The organism is Clostridium grantii DSM 8605 (assembly GCF_900129965.1).
Taxonomy (GTDB): domain Bacteria; phylum Bacillota; class Clostridia; order Clostridiales; family Clostridiaceae; genus Clostridium_AF; species Clostridium_AF grantii.
Window position 1 is genome coordinate 176,497 of the sequence record NZ_FQXM01000007.1, and the last position, 19,203, is coordinate 195,699.

Below are 19,203 nucleotides of genomic sequence, written 5' to 3' on the forward strand. Positions count from 1 at the left end.
AATTAATTTAAGCAAACGATTACTTAAAAACAAAGTAATAAATCTGTAAATTAAATAGAAAGAAGGATAAAAAAATGAAATGGTTTAAAAATCTAAAAATTAAAACACGAATTCTAAGTGGATTTGCGATAATTACAATTATCGCAATTTTTGTTGGGTTAGTAGGTTTTTACAGCCTTTCTAAAGTGGAAAACCAACTAAATGAAGTTGTAAATATAAAGTTGCCAAGTGTACAAGCATTACTTTCAGTTAGTGAAATACAAACAGCTATAAAAACCTCAGAAAAAACATTATTAATAGATTCTTTAACCAAGGAAGAAAGATTGAAAGAATATGATGAAATTAAAACACTTTTAAAAAATTCAGATAAAGAATTAGAAAAATATGCTCCTCTTCCCAAAACAGATGAAGAAACTAAAGAATGGAACACTTTTATAAATTTATGGATAGCTTGGAGAAATGATGTGAATGATTTTGTTATTAAAAGCAAAGAGTATGATACATTTATTTTAAAAGGTGACATTAATAAAAAAATATCTATTGAAGAATTAATTATAATTTCCAAGGGAATAAACGATGAATCTTTCAAATTATCTGCAAATGCATTAAGTCAAAATATTGATTTGAATAAAATTGCCGCAGAGAATTTACAAGATAATTCTTCAAAAGTAGTTAAAGCTTCTAAAGAAACTTTATTATTTACATTGATAGGAAGTGTTTTGATTTCTATTATTCTTGGAATGACAATATCTTCAATGGTTAGTAAGCCTCTTAAAAAGATACTAGATGCAGCAAGTTTGATAACGAATGGTGATTTGAATGTAGAATTAGATATTGATACAAAAGATGAGATTGGTGTTTTAGCAAATGAGTTTAAAACAATGTCTGTAAATTTGAATATGGTAATATCGGGAATTAATACTGCTTCAGAAGAAGTTGCCACTGGTTCTAAGCAAGTATCTGATTCTAGCTTATCATTGGCCCAGGGAGCAACGGAACAAGCTGCTTCTATTAAAGAATTAACAGTTTCTATTGAAAAAATTGCAATACAAACAAATATAAATGCTAAAAACGCTAATGAAGTTAAAAGTATTTCAGAAGATGTGCAAAAGGAAGTTGAAGAAGGTTATAGATTAATGAAAAATATGTTAAAGGCAATGAATGAAATAAATGAATCTTCAAGTAATATTTCTAAAATTATTAATGTGATTGATGAAATAGCTTTTCAAACAAATATATTAGCTTTAAATGCTGCTATCGAAGCCGCAAAAGCAGGACAACATGGTAAGGGATTTGCTCTAGTAGCAGAAGAAGTTAGAAATCTTGCGCTAAGATCTTCTAACGCAGCAAAAGAAACTACTTTTTTAATAGAAGGGTCTATTAAAAAAGTAGAGGATGGAACCAATATTGCTAATACAACATCTAATGCATTAAATAATATTGTTACAAAGGTGAAAAAATCAACAAAATTAGTTGGAAATATTGCAATTGCATCTAATGAACAAGCAGTTGAAGTTCAGCAAATTAGTACAAGTATAAGTGAAATTACTGAGGTTGTACAATCTACTTCTGCCACTTCTGAGCAAACAGCAGCAGCTAGCGAAGAATTGCTTGAACAATCTGAAGTATTAAAGAATCAGGTTAGTACATTTAAATTAAAAAAAGAAGAGTTGAATATAGAGTGATATTTTGAGTCTTTAGTGAATTCTTATTGACAAAACTGTATCGGTTAAGGTAAAATTAAATTATTAAGTAAACGTTAAGCTAATAAATAAAGGGAGTGACTTTATGGATGATTTAAGAGAAGAAATATTAAAAGACTTACAGGAAAATATTATGCCCTTTTGGATGAACTTAAAGGATGATGAGTATGGAGGTTTCTATGGTTGGGTTGATTATGATTTGAATTTAATAAAGAGTACTGATAAAGGAGGGATAGCAACAGCTAGATATTTATGGTCTTTTTCTTCTATGTATAGATTCACAAAAGATGAAAAGTATAAAGAGTGTGCAAATCATGCATATAAATTCCTTTTAAATAATTTTTTGGATAAAGAATGGAAAGGTTTATATTGGATGGTAGACTATAAAGGTAATGTTACAGATTATAGGAAACATGTGTATACCCAATCTTTTGGAATTTATGCTTTAAGTGAATATTATAGAGCTACGGGCCATGAGGAATCTTTGGAGATGGCTAAAGATTTATATTATTTAATAGAATCAAAAGGATTTAACAATAAAAACAATGCTTACATGGAAGAATTTAATAGAGAATGGGATATATCACCTAATGAAATGCTTAGTGAAAACGGAGTGGTTGCAGATATAACCACTAACACACATCTTCACGTATTAGAAGCTTATACAAATTTATACAGAGTGTGGCCAGACAAGGAATTAAAAGAAAATATTAATAAATTAATAAAGATTTTTTATGAGTATATTTATAATAAAGATACTAAATTTTTAAAAGTATTTTTTGATAATAAATGGAATGAAATTATTGATCTTAAATCTTATGGACATGATATAGAGGCTAGTTGGCTAATAGATGAGGCGCTTAAAGTTATAGCATCAGACAATAAGGAATATTTACAAATGGTAGTGGATATAGCATACAATATTGCAAAAGAAGGCGTTTTAAAAGATGGGTCTTTAAAAAATGAAAAAGAAAAAGGAAAAGATGACTTAACTAAAGTTTGGTGGGTTCAAGCCGAAGCTATGGTGGGTTTTGTTAATGCTTATGAAAGAACAAAGGATAAAAAATTCTTGGAATTAGTAAGTGGTTTATGGAAGTATACTAAAGAGAATGTTATAGATAAAAGAAAAAATGGAGAGTGGTATTGGTCAGTAGAAGAAAATAATAAACCAACTGAAAGAGAAATTGCTGGTCCGTGGAAAACTCCGTATCATAATACAAGGTTTTGCTTAGAAATATTAGAAAGGATTGATAAATAATGATAAATGAAAAATACTTTGATTTACTAAAAAAACAAGAAGAAATGATTAAAAGAAAGAATGAGAAAAATGAAGATTTTTATAATGGAGTATATGATAGGTACAAAAACCCTGTAATTACAAGACATCATGTACCATTGCATTGGAGGTTTGACTTAAATAAGGAAACAAACCCTTTCTTCATGGAAAGGTTAGGAATAAACGCTACTTTAAATGCGGGAGCTATTTATTTTGAAGGAAAGTACTATTTAGTTGTAAGAACAGAAGGTTTAGATAGAAAATCATTTTTTGCTTTAGCTGAAAGTGAAAATGGAATAGATAACTTCAGATTTGTAGATAAAGTTATTACTTGGGAAGATGTTGATGAGAAGGAAACGAATATATATGATATGAGATTAGTTCAGCATGAAGATGGATGGATATATGGGATTTATTGTTCAGAAAGTAAAGACCCAACTGCAGGGGAATATGACACCTCTACCGCAATAGCAGCAGCTGGATTAGTTAGAACAAAGGACTTAAAAACTTGGGTTAAGCTACCTAATATTGAAACTCCATCACCTCAACAAAGAAATGTAGTTATTCACCCGGAATTTGTGAATGGAAAATATGCTTTTTATACTCGTCCGCAAGATGGATTTATTTCTACAGGTAGTGGTGGGGGAATTGCATTTGGTTTATGCCATGATATTTTAAATCCTGTAATCGATGAAGAAATAATTATTCATGGTCGAAAATATCACACTGTATATGAAGTTAAAAATGGACAGGGACCAGCACCTATTAAAACTAATAAAGGATGGATTCACATTGCTCATGGAGTTCGTAATACAGCGGCAGGTTTGAGATATGTTTTATATACTTTTGCCACAAGCTTAGATAATCCAGAAAAAATCATTGCTCAACCAGGTGGACATTTTATAGCTCCTTACGATGATGAAAGAGTTGGGGATGTATCAAACGTTATATTTTCAAATGGAGTAATAGTTAATGAATATAATGAAGTTTTTATTTACTATGCATCAAGCGATACAAGAGTTCATGTAGCCACAACAACAATTGATAAGCTTATTGACTATACTTTTAATACGCCAGAGGATACTTATCGATCTTTAAGTTCCGCTGAACAACGTAATAAATTAATAGAAATCAACAAAAGATTACTTGAACAAAAAAAATAGCTAAAAATAAAAATTAATACATTCAGTTTAAAAGAAATATGTTATTATTTATGAAGGAGGTGTGATAATTTTGAAAAGTAATGTAAAAATGAAAGATTTAGCTGAAAAGCTAGGGGTAAGTAATGTAACCATTTCTAAAGCTCTTAATGATAAAGAGGGCGTTAGTGATGAGTTGAAATATAAAATCAAAAAATTGGCTGATGATATGGGGTATAGAGTAAATACTTTAGCCAAATCTATGAAAGAAGGAATATCCTATAATATAGGAGTTATTATAGCAGAAAGATTTACAGGGGGCTTTGAATCTTTTTATCTTCAATTTCATAAGAATATATCAACCTTACTAGAAACTCATAATTATTATGGGATACTTCAAGTTTTATCAGAAGATGATGAAGAAAACTTAGTAATTCCTAAAGTTTACTATGAAAATAAAGTTGATGGATTTATAGTTTTAGGACAGGTGAGTAAGGACTATATTGAATCGTTACAAAATATTGAGGTTCCTGTTGTTTTTTTGGATTTTTATGATGAGCATGAAAACATTGATACTATTATCACGGATAGTTTTTATAGTGCTTATGAATTAACTAATTATTTAATATCTAATGGACATAAAAATATAGCTTATGTAGGTAATATATATGCTACTAGTAGTATACAAGATAGGTTTTTAGGATATTACAAATCTTTATTAGAACATAGAATCAAAATAAATTATGATTATGTAATTAGTGATAGAAATCAAAAAGGTAAATTTATAGATTTTGAGTTGCCAGATGTTTTACCTACAGCTTTTGTGTGTAATTGTGATCAGGTTGCTTATAATTTGATTCGTAAAATTCAAAGTTTGGGGTTTAAAGTTCCAGAAGAGTGTTCTATAGTAGGGTTTGATAATGATATTTATGCTACCATTTCTGAACCTAAAATAACTACTGTTCAAGTGGATATTATAGGTATGGCAGAGACGGCAGTGAATGCCATACTAGAGAAAGTAAAAGATCAAGATAAAAAATATGGAAGAATTTTGGTTAAAGCAAGAATAATATATAGGGATTCTGTTAAAAATATAAGTGCGGAGTGATTTATTACTTCGCACTTATTTTATTGAAAAAAATGAGGTGAAATTAATAAACTAATCAAAGTTAACGTTAAAGTAAAATTAAATACCATTTAAATCCTGATATATAGCCATTTTAAGGCTGTTAAAGCTGGAATGAGAATATAAATTGAGTTAAATCAATCTAAAAATAATTGAAATTTACTTAAAAATGAAGTTGACAAAAAAGATGTAAAGGTTTATAATTATTTTATAAGGTTAACGATTAAGTTAATTCATTCATTAAATTATTCAAGGGGGTTAAACATTATGAAAACCAAAAAGATATTATCAATGATTTTGGCTTCATCACTATCAATAGCTCTATTAGCAGGGTGTGGCGGAGCAAAGAATAACACTTCATCAAGTAATGCTGGAGACGGGGCAGCTACAGAAGATGCTATTAAAGGAGAAATCACTGTTTTAACAAATCGTACAGACTTAGTGGACAACTTAATGCTTGATTATGCAGCAGAATTCAACAAAGTTTATCCAGATGTAAAAGTATCATTTGAAGCAATGGTTGATTATCCAGGAGAAGTTAAAATTCGTATGAATACAGAAGAATATGGGGATGTTTTATTAATTCCTAATGATATTTCTCTAGATGAGTTAGGAAATTTCTTTGAACCTCTTGGAACTGTAGATGAATTATCTAGCAAATATAAATTTGTTACAGAAAAAGCTTTTGATGGTACAGTGTATGGTATTCCAACATATGTAACAGCTAAAGGACTTGTTTACAATAAAAAAGTATTTGAAGAAGCAGGAATTACTGAAATACCTGCTACACCAGAAGATTTTATTAAAGCATTACAAATGATTAAAGATAATACAGAATCTATTCCTTATTACACTAACTATGCAGCGGGATGGCCATTAGGTGGACAATGGGAAGATAATGGACTATCTATAGCTGGAGATGAAAATTGGCAAAACACTTTACCTCATAATGATGCTCCATGGGCAAAAGGCGAACCATACTATGTTTTAAGTAAATTATTATATGATATGGTTGATTTAGGCTTAGTTGAAGAAGATCCTACAACTTCTGATTGGGAAGGTTCAAAAGCAATGTTAAATAAAGGTGAGATAGCTTGTATGTTATTGGGATCATGGTCTATAACTCAAATGCAAGAAGCAGGCGAATTCCCAGATGATATAGGATATATGCCTTTCCCTTATACTAATGCAGATGGAAATGTGTATTCAAATAGTGGTGGAGATTACAAAATAGGAATTAACAAGTATAGTAAAAATAAAGCAGCAGCTGAAGCTTGGTTAACATGGTTTGTTGAAGAATCTAATTTTACAAAGGATGCAGGCGGAATACCAGTAATGGTAGGGGCACCACTTCCAGAAAATTTAAAAGCATTTGACGACTTAGGTGTTAAATTAATAGGCAGTTTACCAGCACCAGCAGGGGAAGAAACTTATTTAGATGACATAGATAATGAAGCAGAAATAGGAAGATGGAGTGAATCTTATAGACAACGTATTGTAGAAGCAGCATTAGGAAACAATAAGGAATCTTTAGAAGATATTATGACTGATTTAAACACAAAATGGGCAGCAGCAAAAGAAACACTTGGCATAAAATAATTATATTTATCAACTACAAAGGGAAGTACCTCTGTACTTCCCTTTCAATATAACTTATAAGGAGGGTAAAGAATGTCAAAGTTTTCTTATAATACTCAACGGAAGATATTAATATTTGGGTTCTTAATTATACCCATGGTATTGTTAATTGTTTTTTCATATTTGCCATTAGCGAATTTGGTTTATTATAGTACTTTAAACTGGGATGGTTTAGGTGATGATAAGATATTTATCGGACTTGATAATTATATAAAAGTATTTACTAGCCCGGAATATTTTTCGGTTTTCAAGACCAGTTTATATTATTTTGTGGGATCATTTGTTCAAATGGGACTAGCACTTTATTTTGCTACCATTTTGAATTTCAAAGTTAAATTTAAAAATATATTTAAAGGGATTTTATTCTTCCCATATTTACTTAATGGAGTTGCGGTAGGTTTTATTTTCAAATTTTTCTTTCAACCTAATGGAACATTAGATTCTCTATTAAAATTTATTGGCTTAGAAGGTTTGATCCAATTTTGGTTAAGAAATCCTAATATAATAAATATTTCACTATCATTTACATCAATTTGGCGTTATATGGGATTCAATTTTATAATTTTTCTAGGTACTATTCAGTCCATAAGTGGAAGCATATATGAAGCAGCAGACATTGATGGAGCAAATACATGGCAAGTTTTTAGATATATAATTCTTCCATCTATTAAGAATATTATTGCTTTAAATGCAATTTTAGCTGTAAAAGGTGCAATTTCAGTATTTGAAATTCCTTATATAATGACATCTGGAGCTAATGGTAGTATGACTTTTGTTATTCAAACTTTAGAAAAAGCATTTAAATTCCAAAAACTTGGATTAGCATCAGCTTTAGCAATAGTTCTATTTGTAATAATAATTATTGTTTCATTAGCACAGCATTATGCTTTTAAAGATAAGGAGGCGTAAAAATGCTACAAATAAAATATACCATTTTAAATATATTTAAATACTTATCATTAATATTAGGTGCGTTTGTAGCTCTTTTTCCAATAATAGTAGTATTTAATTCATCATTTAAAACAAGAGAAGAATTTAATTCATCTGGTCCTTTAGCATTACCGGAGAATTTCTTCAATTTTGATAACTATATAGTTGCATTCAAGGATGGTAAGATGCTTTTGGCTTTTGCAAATACTTTTTTCATTCTAGCTATTTCCTTAACAGGAGCAATAATTTTAAGTTCATTAGTTGCTTATGTTTTAAATCGTTTTGATTTTAAATTAAAACCAGTTATTTTAGGAGCTTTTTTATTCGCTACTTTGATACCAGGGGTAACTACTCAAGTAGCTACATTTCAAATAGTAGAGGCATTAGGTTTATATAATACAAGAATGGCATCAATTATATTGTTTATGGGAACAGACATTATATCAGTATATATATTTATTCAGTTTATATCAGACATATCTGTTTCACTAGATGAGTCAGCTATGTTGGATGGAGCATCCTACTTTACTATATATAGAAAAATAATTTTACCTTTATTAAAACCAGCAATTTCTACAGTAGTAATTATAAAAGGAATTCAGATATACAATGATTTTTATACACCATTTTTGTATATGCCGAGTCCTAAGTTACAAGTTATTTCCACAGCATTATTTAAATTTCAAGGGCCAGCTAGTTCTCAATGGGAACTTATATGTGCAGGTATAATAATTGTAATTATACCAACAGTGATTATCTTCTTATTTTTACAAAAATATATTTATAATGGTTTCACTCAAGGGTCAGTAAAATAATATAAAGTTCATAGTTCGGGAGGATAAAAAAATGGAAAAGTTTAGTTTGATCGGGAAAGGTTTATCAAATATACCTTGGCAAGAAAAACCAAAAAATTTGGAAGGACCAATTTGGAGATATTCAGAAAATCCAATAATAGATAGAAATCCAGTAAAGGGTATTAGCAGAATATTTAATAGTGCAGTAGCAGAGTTTGGAGATAAATTTGTAGGTGTTTTTAGAGCAGAAACAATTAATGGAAGACCTCATCTTCATTTGGGATGGAGTGAGGACGCAATCAAATGGGAAATAAGTGAGGAACGAATTGATTTTAAAGATGAAGAAGGCAATGATTTTCAACCTACTTATGCATATGATCCGAGATTAGTAAAAGTTGAAGACACATTTTATATAATTTGGTGTACAGATTTTTGTGGAGCAGCTTTAGGTGTGGCTAAAACAAAAGATTTCAAAGAGTTTGTAAGACTTGAAAATCCTTTTCTACCATTTAACAGAAATGGTGTATTATTACCAAAAAAAATTAACGGAAATTTTGTATTGTTTTCTCGTCCAAGTGATAGTGGACATACACCTTTTGGAGATATATTTTTAAGTGAAAGTCCAGATTTAACATTTTGGGGAAAACATAGACATGTAATGAGTAGTGGTGGTGAGGGCTGGTGGCAATCACTTAAAATAGGTGGAGGTCCAGCACCTATTGAAACTTCAGAAGGTTGGTTAATGTTTTACCATGGAGTTTCAGGAACATGTAATGGGTATGTTTATAGTATCGGAGGAGTAATTCTAGACAGAGATGAACCATCAAAAGTTAAATATAGATGTAAAAACTTTGTACTTACACCAGAAGAGTGGTATGAAGAAAGAGGATTTGTTTCAAATGTACTATTTCCTTGTGCAACACTCCAAGATGCAAACACAGGAAGAATAGCTATTTACTATGGTGCAGCAGATACTTATGTGGGTATTGCATTCACTACTGTAGATGAAATTCTAAACTATATTATAGATAACAGCGAAACTATAGGTAATGAAGCTGAAATAGAAAAATAATTTTTATATTTATATAAAAGAAAAGGTAAACCAAAAAAGCTGGTTTACCTTTAAATTTATAGATTGAAGGGTTTAGGGTTGTGTTCAGTTAAGGAATAAAAGTTTATTTTAAAATATATGATAAAGGTGATGAAGATTTTGAGAATTGGAGGTAGCATCGTTAAACCATATGAAAATAGAGAAGAATGGATAAAGATGGTTTGTGAATTAAAATATAGTACTGTGTCAAAGCATATTAAAAGTGTTCATTTAAAGGATATAAAGTTGGTAGAGGGATTTCCTATTCATCTACAAGAATGCTCTCCTGGTAAAGGGGATATTGATTTAGAAAAGGTACTTAGATTGTGTGCTGGATTAGGAAATGAAATCTCGTTGTTCGTGGAGCATATGGCTACACATGAAGAATATAAAGAGGCTGTAAGTTATTTACGAACTTTAGCAAAAAAATATGATATAGATATTGTATGATTAACTACTTTGTCATTATCTAGACAGTAAATTGATTGAATGTATACCAGGAGGAATATTAATGAAAACTTTCAAAAGACCTAATGTTTTAATCATATACACAGATCAGCAAAGGAAAGATAGCATTAAGTGCTACGGAAATGAATATGCTATAACTCCTAATTTAGATAACTTAGCTTTTCAGGGGGTTAGATTTAATAATTTTTTTGTACAAAATCCAGTTTGTATGCCTAGTAGAATGTCATTTTTAACAGGACGTTTTTGTAGTTCACTCGGTATAGGAACTAATGGTATTCCTTTAGGAGAAGATGTTTTAACTATTAATAATATATTGAAGCCTTATAATTACCATACTGCACAAATAGGAAAATTACATTTCCAACCTCATTCAAGAAGAGATCATAGAGATCCACATCCTTTATATGGATTTGATACATTTATATTATCTGATGAGCCAGGTTGCTATGAGGATGCTTATACAAAATGGGTAGAGGCCATTGACCCTGATATGGTTTCTAAGGTAAGAACTTCTCTTCCTCCAGCGGCAGCACATTATGGAACAAAATCTTTCTCAGACGTACCTAGAGAAACCAATGAACCTTATGATTTTGAAGGGGATGAAGAATATACTCATAGCTCTTTTGTAGCATCCGAAACTTGTGAATTTATCAAAAATCATGGTGAAAGAAAGCCTTTTTTTGCAATAGCTGGATTTTATGCACCTCATACTCCGGTAAATCCTCCTAGAAGATTTGTAGATATGTTTAATGTGGATGATATGGAATTGCCTAAAATTGGTGAACATGAGGAAGTGTCAGAAGTATTGAAACATATTAGTGATGAGGAATGGAAAAAAATTAAAGCTTATTATTATGCTTTTGCAGCTCATGTAGATGAATGTGTAGGGAATATTTTAAATACACTTAAAGAAAAAAAATTGGATGAAGACACCATTGTAATATTTACTAGTGACCATGGTGAATATTTAGGTGATCATGGGAGAATTCAAAAGGGCATGCCAGGACATGATTGTATAACTAATGTACCTTTAATAATAAGATATCCAAAAGCAATAAAAGAGAATACAATAGTAGAAGAAATTGTGGAAGCGGTAGATGTTGTACCAACAATATTAGATTTTTGTGGAGTTCAAATACCAAGGCAAATACAAGGTAAAACATTTAAAGAATTAGTTACGGGCAAGAAAAAATTTCATAAAGAAGATGCATTCACGGAATTCTTTGATCCTTTTGGTGGGTATAGAAGCTCAGTTGTTAGAACGAAACAATATAAGTATTATATAGATAATAATGGGGATGAGATTCTTTATGATATGAAAAAAGATCCATGGGAACTTGTAAATGTAGTTATGGAAAATGATTATAAGCAGATTTTATTAGATATGAGGAAAAGATTAATTAAAAGATTGTATGAAGCTGCAGATTGCTCTAAAGGGAAAACTGCTGAATATTAAATAATATGAGGTGAAAAGTAAATGTTAAAAAATAAAAAATTAGAATTAGGTTTATTTAGTTATAGTTATCACTTGGCTTTTGGAGCTCATGATGTTTTCACACCAAAGGAAACAAAAAAAATGGACATTTTTAGTTTTATGGATAGAGTTAAAGAACTTGGATTTGATGGAATTCAAATCGACCCTATGCACTTAGAAAGTTATAAAGAAGATTACTTGAACAAGGTATTAAATTACGCAAAGAATAAGGGTTTCTATCTTGAATATGGAACAACTGGAGTTGAGGAAAATCATCTTTTCACTCAACTGGAAATTGCTAAAAAGCTGGAGTCACCAATTCTTAGAACCTATATTGGTTTTGACCCAATGGGTGAAAATGTGGATCCTAAAAAAGAAGTAGAGAATGCTATATTAGTGTTAAATAAAGTTAAAGAAAAAGCTGCTGAGTATAACATAAAGATTGCAATAGAAAATCATTGTGATTTGACTACAGATGAGTTAGTAGAATTAGTTAAAGAAATAAATAGCCCTTACGTTGGAGTTTGTGTTGATTTAGGTAATTTTATGATTCATTTAGAAGATCCAGTTGTTTCAGTGAAAAAATTAGCTCCTTATATTTTCAGTACTCATTTTAAAGATTATGCCTTTTCTATGGAAAATTGGGGCTTTAAATCTTTTGGGGTAGCGCTTGGTAAGGGTGTCATTGACCTAGAAGCAGTGTTAAATATTCTTATTGAAGATTCAAAATTAGATAAGATAATGCTTGAACTGCCAGTAGAAAAATGTTTAACAGAAGAAGCTACATTAAAAAAAGAAGATGATATTGTGGTGGAAAGTGTAAAATATGCAAGAGAAGTTTTAGGAATAAAGTAAATAAATATTTGCAAGGAGTTTAAGTATGAGACAGATAATAAAAGAAAATTGGAAAATGAGACATAAGGGTACAAACGAATGGACAAAAGCATCTGTTCCAGGATCAGTTTATAATGATTTGTTAAATTCAAATAAGATGGAAGATCCATATTGGAGAGAAAATGAATATAAAGCGTTAGATACCTCTTATAAGAATTTTGAATATGAAACTAGTTTTGATGTAAATAAAGAAATATTAACAGAGGATAGAATTAATCTTATCTTTGAAGGAATAGATACTATTAGTGAAATTCATTTAAATGGTATAAAAATAGCAGATACTAATAATATGCATAGAACTTATTTTTTTAATGTAAAAGAAGTGTTAAAAGAAACAAACAATAAATTATTGATAAAGCTTTTTTCACCATCAAAATTTGTTGAAGACAAATATGAAGATGATCCTTTGTGGGGAACAGAGTGTAGTGTAAATGGCTATCCACATTTAAGAAAAGCTCATTATATGTTTGGGTGGGATTGGGGTCCCAAACTACCTGATATGGGCATATGGAGAAATGTATACTTAGAAAGTTTTTCTGTGGGTAAAATTGAAGATGTTTATATAACACAAAAACATTTAGAAAATACGGTTCAGCTAAGTATTGAAGTGGAAGTAGATTTATGGGATACGATTGAATCCGATTTAAGAGCTACAATAACTTCAAAAAAAGGTGACTTAATTATTAAAAATGTAAAAGTAAATAAAAAAAAGAACTTTATAAATCTTTCAATTGAAAATCCTGAAATTTGGTGGCCTAATAATTTAGGAGACCAACCTTTATATGATGTTGAAATTTGTTTAATGGATGGAAAAAAAATTCATCATACCATTCAAAAAAGAATTGGACTTAGAACTTTAACGGTAAAACAAGAGAAGGATCAATGGGGAGAAAGTTTTGAAATAAATATTAATGGGATATCAATATTTGCTATGGGTGCTGATTATATTCCAGAGGATAATATTTTATCAAGATGTAATAAAATCAGAACAGAAGAGTTGATCAGTGATTGTGTTAAAGCTAATATGAACTGCATTCGTGTGTGGGGTGGAGGATGCTATCCAGAAGATTACTTTTTTGATTTATGCGATGAGTATGGATTAATTGTATGGCAAGATTTAATGTATGCATGTGGAGTTTATAGAATGACGGAAGGGTTTACCGATAATATTATTAATGAAACAAGGGATAATGTAAAAAGACTCCGTCATCACGCTAGTTTAGGACTTTGGTGTGGAAATAATGAAATGGAAACAGCTTTTTTACATTGGCAAGGGCCTAAAAATAGCTCTCCAGAGTTAAAAACAGATTATATAAAACAATTTGAAATAATTCTACCACAAATAGTAAAAGAAGAAGACCCAAATACATTTTACTGGAAGTCATCTCCTTCATCAGGGGGACACTTTTATGAACCTAATGATGAAAATAAAGGAGATGTGCATGACTGGAATGTGTGGCATGGTCAAGAACCCTTTACTTATTTTCAAGAGCATTTCTATAGATTTTTATCAGAATTTGGATTGCAATCTTTTCCTAATATAAAAACTATTGAAAGCTTTACGTTGCCTGAAGATAGGAATATCTTCAGTGCGGTGATGGAAAATCATCAAAAAAATGATGTGTGTAATGCTAAAATACTTCATTATATAGCTGAAACCTATAGATATCCAAAGAATTTTGAAAGTTTAGTTTATGCATCTCAATTAATACAAGCAGAAGGAATAAAGTATGCAGTTGAACATTTAAGACGTCACAGAGGAAGATGTATGGGAGCTATTTATTGGCAATTAAATGATAGTTGGCCAGTAGCCTCTTGGTCAAGTATTGATTATTACGGCAGATGGAAGGCACTTCATTATGCAGCTAAAAAGTTTTTTGCACCTATTTTAATTTCTGCAGAGGAAATTAAAAGAAAGGTTGATCCTTCTTCTGTTGCAAGCAATAGATACTATCCTATTTCTGAATTTTGTGGGGTTAAAATAAGTTTAACCAACGATACTATAGATGAAATTAAAGGCAAGGTGGTTTGGAATCTAAGAGACAACTATTCAAAGATTATCAAATCGGGTGAAGTGGAAGTAAAAATGGAAAAACTATCAGCAGAAAGTATCATAGAGCTTGATTTTTCTCAGTATATTGACTCAAGGGATAAGGCTAGAACAACTTATGTGGAGTATAGTTTTATAAAGGATAATGAAATTGTATCTAAGGGTAATAGTTTATTTGTAAAAGCAAAACATTTTGAATTTATAAAACCTGAATTGAAATTTAGCGTTACTGAAGAAAAAGATAATTTTAAAATTGAAGTGTCATCCCAGGCATTTGCAAAGTATGTAGAAATAGAATTAGTAAATGAAGATTGTACTTTTTCTGATAATTATTTTGACATTGAGGGAAATAGTAAGTATAAAGTAGAATGTAATAAAAATAAATTAAAAAAACAAATTACTCTTGAGGAATTCAAAAAAGAAATTAGAATAAAAAGTATTATTGATATTTCTTAAAGATATTTCTTAAAGATATTTTTAAAATTTAAAGCTAAAAGATATAAAAAAATAGCAGCAAATAACTTTATGATTATATAAAGTTATTTGCTGCTTATTAAATATACTTAAAACTTTATTTGCCCTTCAACGGCAGGAATAATAAATTCTATACCAGATGCAGTTTTGTCGTAAGAAAGTATCTCACCATTGAATAAAATATTATTTGTGTTTTTATCATTTATCTTAATTTTGAAATTCATATAGAATTCTTCATAATTTTTGTGAGGGATTTCTATTTTAATAATTGTATCTTCATTCTTTGTCATGGTGAATTTATATAAATTAAATTCACCATTTTTATAATTATAACTACTGCCATCATCTTGGTAGTGAGTATAGTTTCCATTGCCAGGATAAATATCTAGTGTTAAGGTATCTACTTCCTTTTCACCTATATAATTCAATTCAGGGTAGTTAGGTATAATACTGCCTTTTTTTATATAAATAGGACAAGTGTCTAATTCAGCTTTTTTTAGAATATGATTTTGTCCTTTTATAATTTCTCCTGTCCAATAATCTATCCAATATCCATCAGGTAAATATACTGCTCTAAAATTCTTTCCTTGTTCTAAAATTGGAGCTACTAGTATACTTTCACCAAATAGAAATTCATCATTTAGCTCATGAACATTTTTATCATCAGTATAATGAAGAACTAAAGGTCTCATAGCAGGTAATCCATTAGACTCGCATTCCTTCATCAAATCATATAAATAAGGAATCAACTTGTATCTTAATTTCACATATTTTCTATAGATGTTTGAAGTTGTGTCATCAAAGGACCAAGGCTCTTGATCTCTAGTAACAACTGCAGAATGATTTCTGAATAAAGGAGAAAAACAACCTATTTGTACCCATCTAGAAAGAAGCTCAGGAGTGCAGTCAGAAATAAAACCACCTACATCTGTACCTACAAAAGCCATTCCACTTATTCCTAAGTTTAAAAGCATTGGTACCGCCATTCTTAAATGCTCCCAAGAACTTTGATTATCTCCAGTCCAAGCGGTAGAATATTTTTGGGAACCGGCATAACAAGCTCTAGTTATCACAAAAGGACGTTTTGCTGTATACTTTTTTATACCATTAAAGGTGGCTTTGGACATAAGATGTCCATATACATTGTGAACTTCTCTATGATCTGTAGGCCTTCCATCATTTTTAAATTGAACATCATCCGGTAAAGGACCGTTGAAACTAGCAGGTTCATTCATATCATTCCAAATTCCAGAAACTCCGGAATCAATCATAAGTTTTTGTTTATCTGCCCACCAATCTCTAACCAAAGTATCTGAAAAATCTGGAAAAGCAGAATCGCCAGGCCAAACTTTATTAATATAAGTAACTCCATCTTTATCTGTGGCGAAGAATCCATTTTTCAGACCTTCATCATACATGGAGTAGCCTCTAGCTTTTTTAACCCCAGGGTCGATGATAGTTACAACTTTGAATCCATTATTGGAAAGTTCTTTCGTAATTTCTTTTGGAGAGGGAAATTTCTTTTCATCCCAAGTGAATACTTTAAAATCATCCATATAATCTATATCTAAGTGTAATACATCACAAGGAATATCTTTTTCACGAAAATTATCTGCGATTTCTAAAAGTCTTTCTTTTGAGTCATAAGTATATCTACTTTGTTGGTGTCCTAAAGTCCACATTTGTGGTAATGGAGTTGTGCCAGTTAAACTAGTATATCTTGAAACAACTTTATTAAATTCAGGTCCGGCAATGAAGTAATAATCAAGATTTCCATCATCAGCACCAAAGTAATAGTAATTTGAATTCTCTTTTCCCATATCAAAATAAGTTTTAAAAGTATTATCAAAGAATATACCAAAGGAAGTATTTTTTCTTAATGTTATAAAAAAAGGTATAGATTTATATAGGGTTTTATGGCTTTCAACATGGGGACTAGCATCATCTGTATTCCACATTGTATATTCATAACCTTTTTTATTTAAATGTCCAGTTTTTTCTCCAAGGCCATAGAACTTCTCATCATTATACATTTTTTTTATGATTTCAATTTTGTGAGAGCTACTTACTTCCTCAGATTTATGACCTTCTTGCTCAAATAGATAAGAATCCCCTCTTCTAATAAAAGGCTCTCTTTCGTCTCTGTAGTCCTCACATAAAAGCTGTTTATTGCTATCGTAAAAATCCACTTTAAAATCATCATATATTTTTATTATTAAAGCATTAGTTGATAACTCTAGATATGTATCAAAGGATTGAAAATTAATTTCACATTCTTCATACTCTAGAGTTTCAATTGCTCTTGAAAAATGTTTTTCATACTTTAAAGGAGAAAAGATATTTATAACATGTGGATTTATCACATCAATTATTCCTATTTTCTTTTCAAAATTAATAATCAGTTTACTATTTTCTTTTTTATAGTTTACTATTTTGCCAAACATTAGTTACCTCCAAGTTAAAGATTATAAATGGCTATTTTTATTTTTAAGATATATAATAACATTATAACAGTATAAATCAAAGAAAACTTTCATTATTTTCACTTGAAATAACATTATAATGACAATAATAAATGAAAAGGATGGTATTTATGAAAGATGAAATAATTAATTTAGAAGAAAATAAAGCTCATGGGTCACCTATGCTACCTTTTTTTATATATTTAGATATGAATTTAAACAAAGAAGAAGAAATTTATTGTCATTGGCATAAAGAAGTAGAATTTATATATGTTGAAAAAGGCTCAATTAATTTTAATATTGATATGAATGAAGTTATAATTTCACAAGGAGAATGTATACTAATTAACAAGGGTATTCTTCATTTTGGAAAAAGCTTAAGTGCAGAACAATCCATCCATCATGCAATAGTATTTGATTTGGATTTTTTAAGTAGTGGAATTTATGATTATTGTCAAAGTAAGTATTTAGACCCATTAATCAATGGGAAAAGATTATTTCCCATGGTAATTGATAATTCAAAACAATGGGGAAACGAAGTTACTCAAGAAATAAATTTTAGTATAAAATATTATAGACAAAAGAAGGCAGGATGGGAAATAGGGCTAAAAGCTTCATTATTAAAAGTAATTTCAATTTTATCAGAAAATGATGCTTTTGATAATAAAGATATTTTTAAAGAAACTACTAAAGGTCACAAGTTAGAAGTTATTAAAAATATTATTAACTATATTCATGAAAATTATGAAAATAAAATTTATGTTGAGTCTCTTGCTAAAATTGCAAATATGAATACACAATATTTTTGTAAGTTTTTTAAGGCGCACACAGGTAAAACACCTATAGATTATGTAAATCAATATAGAATAGAAAAAGCTATAAAATTTTTTGAGAATGAAGATAAGAAAATTATAGATATATGCTATGATGTGGGTTTTGAAAATTTTAGTTATTTTATAAAAAAATTTAAGGAATATAAAAAATACACTCCGGCAAAGTTCAGAAAAATGATAAAATGAACAAAAATATAAATTAATCTTTAATAAAAAAATAATTGTGTTAAAATGTAGTTATACTTAAATATTGAGGAGAGAGTTTAATGAAATTAGATAGTTTCATAAAAGATTGGATTATTCCAATAGTGTTTGCTATAGTACTAGCATTTTTGATCAATAAATTTATATTTTTTCAAGTATCTGTACCAACAAGTTCCATGTATCCAACTATAACACCAGGGGATAGAATAATAGTAACAAGAGTGTATAACCCAGAAAATTTAGAAAGAGGTAACATAGTAGTTTTTGAGTCAGATGAGTTAAAAGAAACTCTTATTAAAAGATTGATTGGATTACCAGGGGATGATATACTTATAGATCAATCTGGAGTTGTTTATATTAATGGGGAGATTTTAGAAGAACCGTATGTACTTTTTCCTCAAGCAAAAGCAGCTAGTTTTCAAGTTCCAGAAGGAAAATATTTATTTTTAGGAGACAATAGAGAAAACTCTAGAGATAGTAGATATTGGGAAGAACCTTTTATTGATTCTAGTAAAATAAAGGGAAAAGCTAAATTTATTTTATTTCCATTTGATAGATTTGGAAGTTTTAAAATTGGGGAAGAAGCGATGAATAATTAGAAAAAAGTTAACGCCATTGCATTGGCGTTTTTAGTTACTTAAATTCATG

15 protein-coding genes are annotated in these 19,203 nt (G+C 29.6%); 14 read left to right on the top strand and 1 reads right to left on the bottom strand.

The features are described from left to right. Positions 1-74 precede the first annotated feature (74 nt). From BUB83_RS08290 to BUB83_RS08345, 12 genes are all read left to right on the top strand, one after another. Positions 75-1,685, top strand: coding sequence for a HAMP domain-containing methyl-accepting chemotaxis protein (locus BUB83_RS08290; RefSeq protein WP_073337984.1), 1,611 nt, complete (start codon positions 75-77; stop codon positions 1,683-1,685). A gap of 103 nt (positions 1,686-1,788) precedes the next feature. Continuing rightward, positions 1,789-2,961: an AGE family epimerase/isomerase gene (locus tag BUB83_RS08295; protein WP_073337985.1), complete on the top strand. Its 1,173-nt coding sequence runs from the start codon at positions 1,789-1,791 to the stop codon at positions 2,959-2,961. Continuing rightward, complete coding sequence (locus tag BUB83_RS08300) at positions 2,961-4,142, top strand: glycoside hydrolase family 130 protein (protein WP_073337986.1); 1,182 nt, start codon at positions 2,961-2,963, stop codon at positions 4,140-4,142. The genes BUB83_RS08295 and BUB83_RS08300 overlap by 1 nt, the downstream gene beginning before the upstream one ends. 70 nt (positions 4,143-4,212) lie before the next feature. Then, positions 4,213-5,226 carry a LacI family DNA-binding transcriptional regulator gene (locus BUB83_RS08305; RefSeq protein WP_073337987.1) on the top strand — a complete coding sequence of 338 codons (1,014 nt, stop codon included), beginning with the start codon at positions 4,213-4,215 and terminating at the stop codon, positions 5,224-5,226. Between the two features lie 285 nt (positions 5,227-5,511). Continuing rightward, positions 5,512-6,843, top strand: a complete 1,332-nt coding sequence (locus BUB83_RS08310; RefSeq protein ID WP_073337988.1) for an ABC transporter substrate-binding protein — start codon at positions 5,512-5,514, stop codon at positions 6,841-6,843. A 72-nt stretch (positions 6,844-6,915) separates the two neighbouring features. After that, positions 6,916-7,791 carry a carbohydrate ABC transporter permease gene (locus BUB83_RS08315; RefSeq protein ID WP_073337989.1) on the top strand — a complete coding sequence of 292 codons (876 nt, stop codon included), beginning with the start codon at positions 6,916-6,918 and terminating at the stop codon, positions 7,789-7,791. Positions 7,792-7,793: 2 nt separating this feature from the next. Then, positions 7,794-8,627, top strand: coding sequence for a carbohydrate ABC transporter permease (locus tag BUB83_RS08320; RefSeq protein ID WP_073337990.1), 834 nt, complete (start codon positions 7,794-7,796; stop codon positions 8,625-8,627). Between the two features lie 31 nt (positions 8,628-8,658). Further along, positions 8,659-9,678 carry a glycoside hydrolase family 130 protein gene (locus BUB83_RS08325; protein WP_073337991.1) on the top strand — a complete coding sequence of 340 codons (1,020 nt, stop codon included), beginning with the start codon at positions 8,659-8,661 and terminating at the stop codon, positions 9,676-9,678. 138 nt (positions 9,679-9,816) lie between these two features. Next, entirely contained in the window at positions 9,817-10,146 is a 330-nt protein-coding gene (locus tag BUB83_RS08330; RefSeq protein WP_073337992.1) for a hypothetical protein, read from the top strand. A gap of 61 nt (positions 10,147-10,207) precedes the next feature. Further along, a complete protein-coding gene (locus BUB83_RS08335; protein ID WP_073337993.1) occupies positions 10,208-11,620 on the top strand; it encodes a sulfatase family protein in 1,413 nt (470 codons plus the stop codon). Positions 11,621-11,641: 21 nt separating this feature from the next. Then, a complete protein-coding gene (locus BUB83_RS08340) occupies positions 11,642-12,493 on the top strand; it encodes a sugar phosphate isomerase/epimerase family protein (RefSeq protein ID WP_073337994.1) in 852 nt (283 codons plus the stop codon). Positions 12,494-12,518: 25 nt separating this feature from the next. Then, the gene (locus BUB83_RS08345) at positions 12,519-15,038 is read left to right on the top strand and encodes a beta-mannosidase (protein ID WP_073337995.1); all 2,520 of its coding nucleotides are present in this window, start codon (positions 12,519-12,521) and stop codon (positions 15,036-15,038) included. A gap of 107 nt (positions 15,039-15,145) precedes the next feature. Here the strand turns inward: BUB83_RS08345 and BUB83_RS08350 are convergent, their stop codons facing one another. After that, a complete protein-coding gene (locus BUB83_RS08350) occupies positions 15,146-17,500 on the bottom strand; it encodes a glycoside hydrolase family 31 protein (RefSeq protein WP_073337996.1) in 2,355 nt (784 codons plus the stop codon). A 149-nt stretch (positions 17,501-17,649) separates the two neighbouring features. Between BUB83_RS08350 and BUB83_RS08355 the strand changes: the two genes are divergently transcribed. Together BUB83_RS08355 and lepB are read left to right on the top strand one after the other, a co-directional pair. Continuing rightward, on the top strand, positions 17,650-18,537 hold the full coding sequence (locus tag BUB83_RS08355) for an AraC family transcriptional regulator (RefSeq protein ID WP_073337997.1): 888 nt from the start codon (positions 17,650-17,652) through the stop codon (positions 18,535-18,537). A gap of 80 nt (positions 18,538-18,617) precedes the next feature. Then, positions 18,618-19,154, top strand: coding sequence for a signal peptidase I (lepB, locus tag BUB83_RS08360; protein WP_073337998.1), 537 nt, complete (start codon positions 18,618-18,620; stop codon positions 19,152-19,154). Positions 19,155-19,203 lie beyond the last annotated feature (49 nt).

What these genes read in the sequence shown, in the direction of transcription:
- BUB83_RS08355 (WP_073337997.1), top strand. Translation starts at nt 17,650, where the DNA reads ATGAAAGATGAAATAATTAATTTAGAAGAAAATAAAGCTCATGGGTCA.
- BUB83_RS08290 (WP_073337984.1), top strand. Translation starts at nt 75, where the DNA reads ATGAAATGGTTTAAAAATCTAAAAATTAAAACACGAATTCTAAGTGGA.
- BUB83_RS08345 (WP_073337995.1), top strand. Translation starts at nt 12,519, where the DNA reads ATGAGACAGATAATAAAAGAAAATTGGAAAATGAGACATAAGGGTACA.
- BUB83_RS08325 (WP_073337991.1), top strand. Translation starts at nt 8,659, where the DNA reads ATGGAAAAGTTTAGTTTGATCGGGAAAGGTTTATCAAATATACCTTGG.
- BUB83_RS08300 (WP_073337986.1), top strand. Translation starts at nt 2,961, where the DNA reads ATGATAAATGAAAAATACTTTGATTTACTAAAAAAACAAGAAGAAATG.
- BUB83_RS08310 (WP_073337988.1), top strand. Translation starts at nt 5,512, where the DNA reads ATGAAAACCAAAAAGATATTATCAATGATTTTGGCTTCATCACTATCA.
- BUB83_RS08335 (WP_073337993.1), top strand. Translation starts at nt 10,208, where the DNA reads ATGAAAACTTTCAAAAGACCTAATGTTTTAATCATATACACAGATCAG.
- BUB83_RS08295 (WP_073337985.1), top strand. Translation starts at nt 1,789, where the DNA reads ATGGATGATTTAAGAGAAGAAATATTAAAAGACTTACAGGAAAATATT.
- lepB (WP_073337998.1), top strand. Translation starts at nt 18,618, where the DNA reads ATGAAATTAGATAGTTTCATAAAAGATTGGATTATTCCAATAGTGTTT.
- BUB83_RS08350 (WP_073337996.1), bottom strand. Translation starts at nt 17,500, where the DNA reads ATGTTTGGCAAAATAGTAAACTATAAAAAAGAAAATAGTAAACTGATT.
- BUB83_RS08340 (WP_073337994.1), top strand. Translation starts at nt 11,642, where the DNA reads ATGTTAAAAAATAAAAAATTAGAATTAGGTTTATTTAGTTATAGTTAT.
- BUB83_RS08320 (WP_073337990.1), top strand. Translation starts at nt 7,794, where the DNA reads ATGCTACAAATAAAATATACCATTTTAAATATATTTAAATACTTATCA.
- BUB83_RS08315 (WP_073337989.1), top strand. Translation starts at nt 6,916, where the DNA reads ATGTCAAAGTTTTCTTATAATACTCAACGGAAGATATTAATATTTGGG.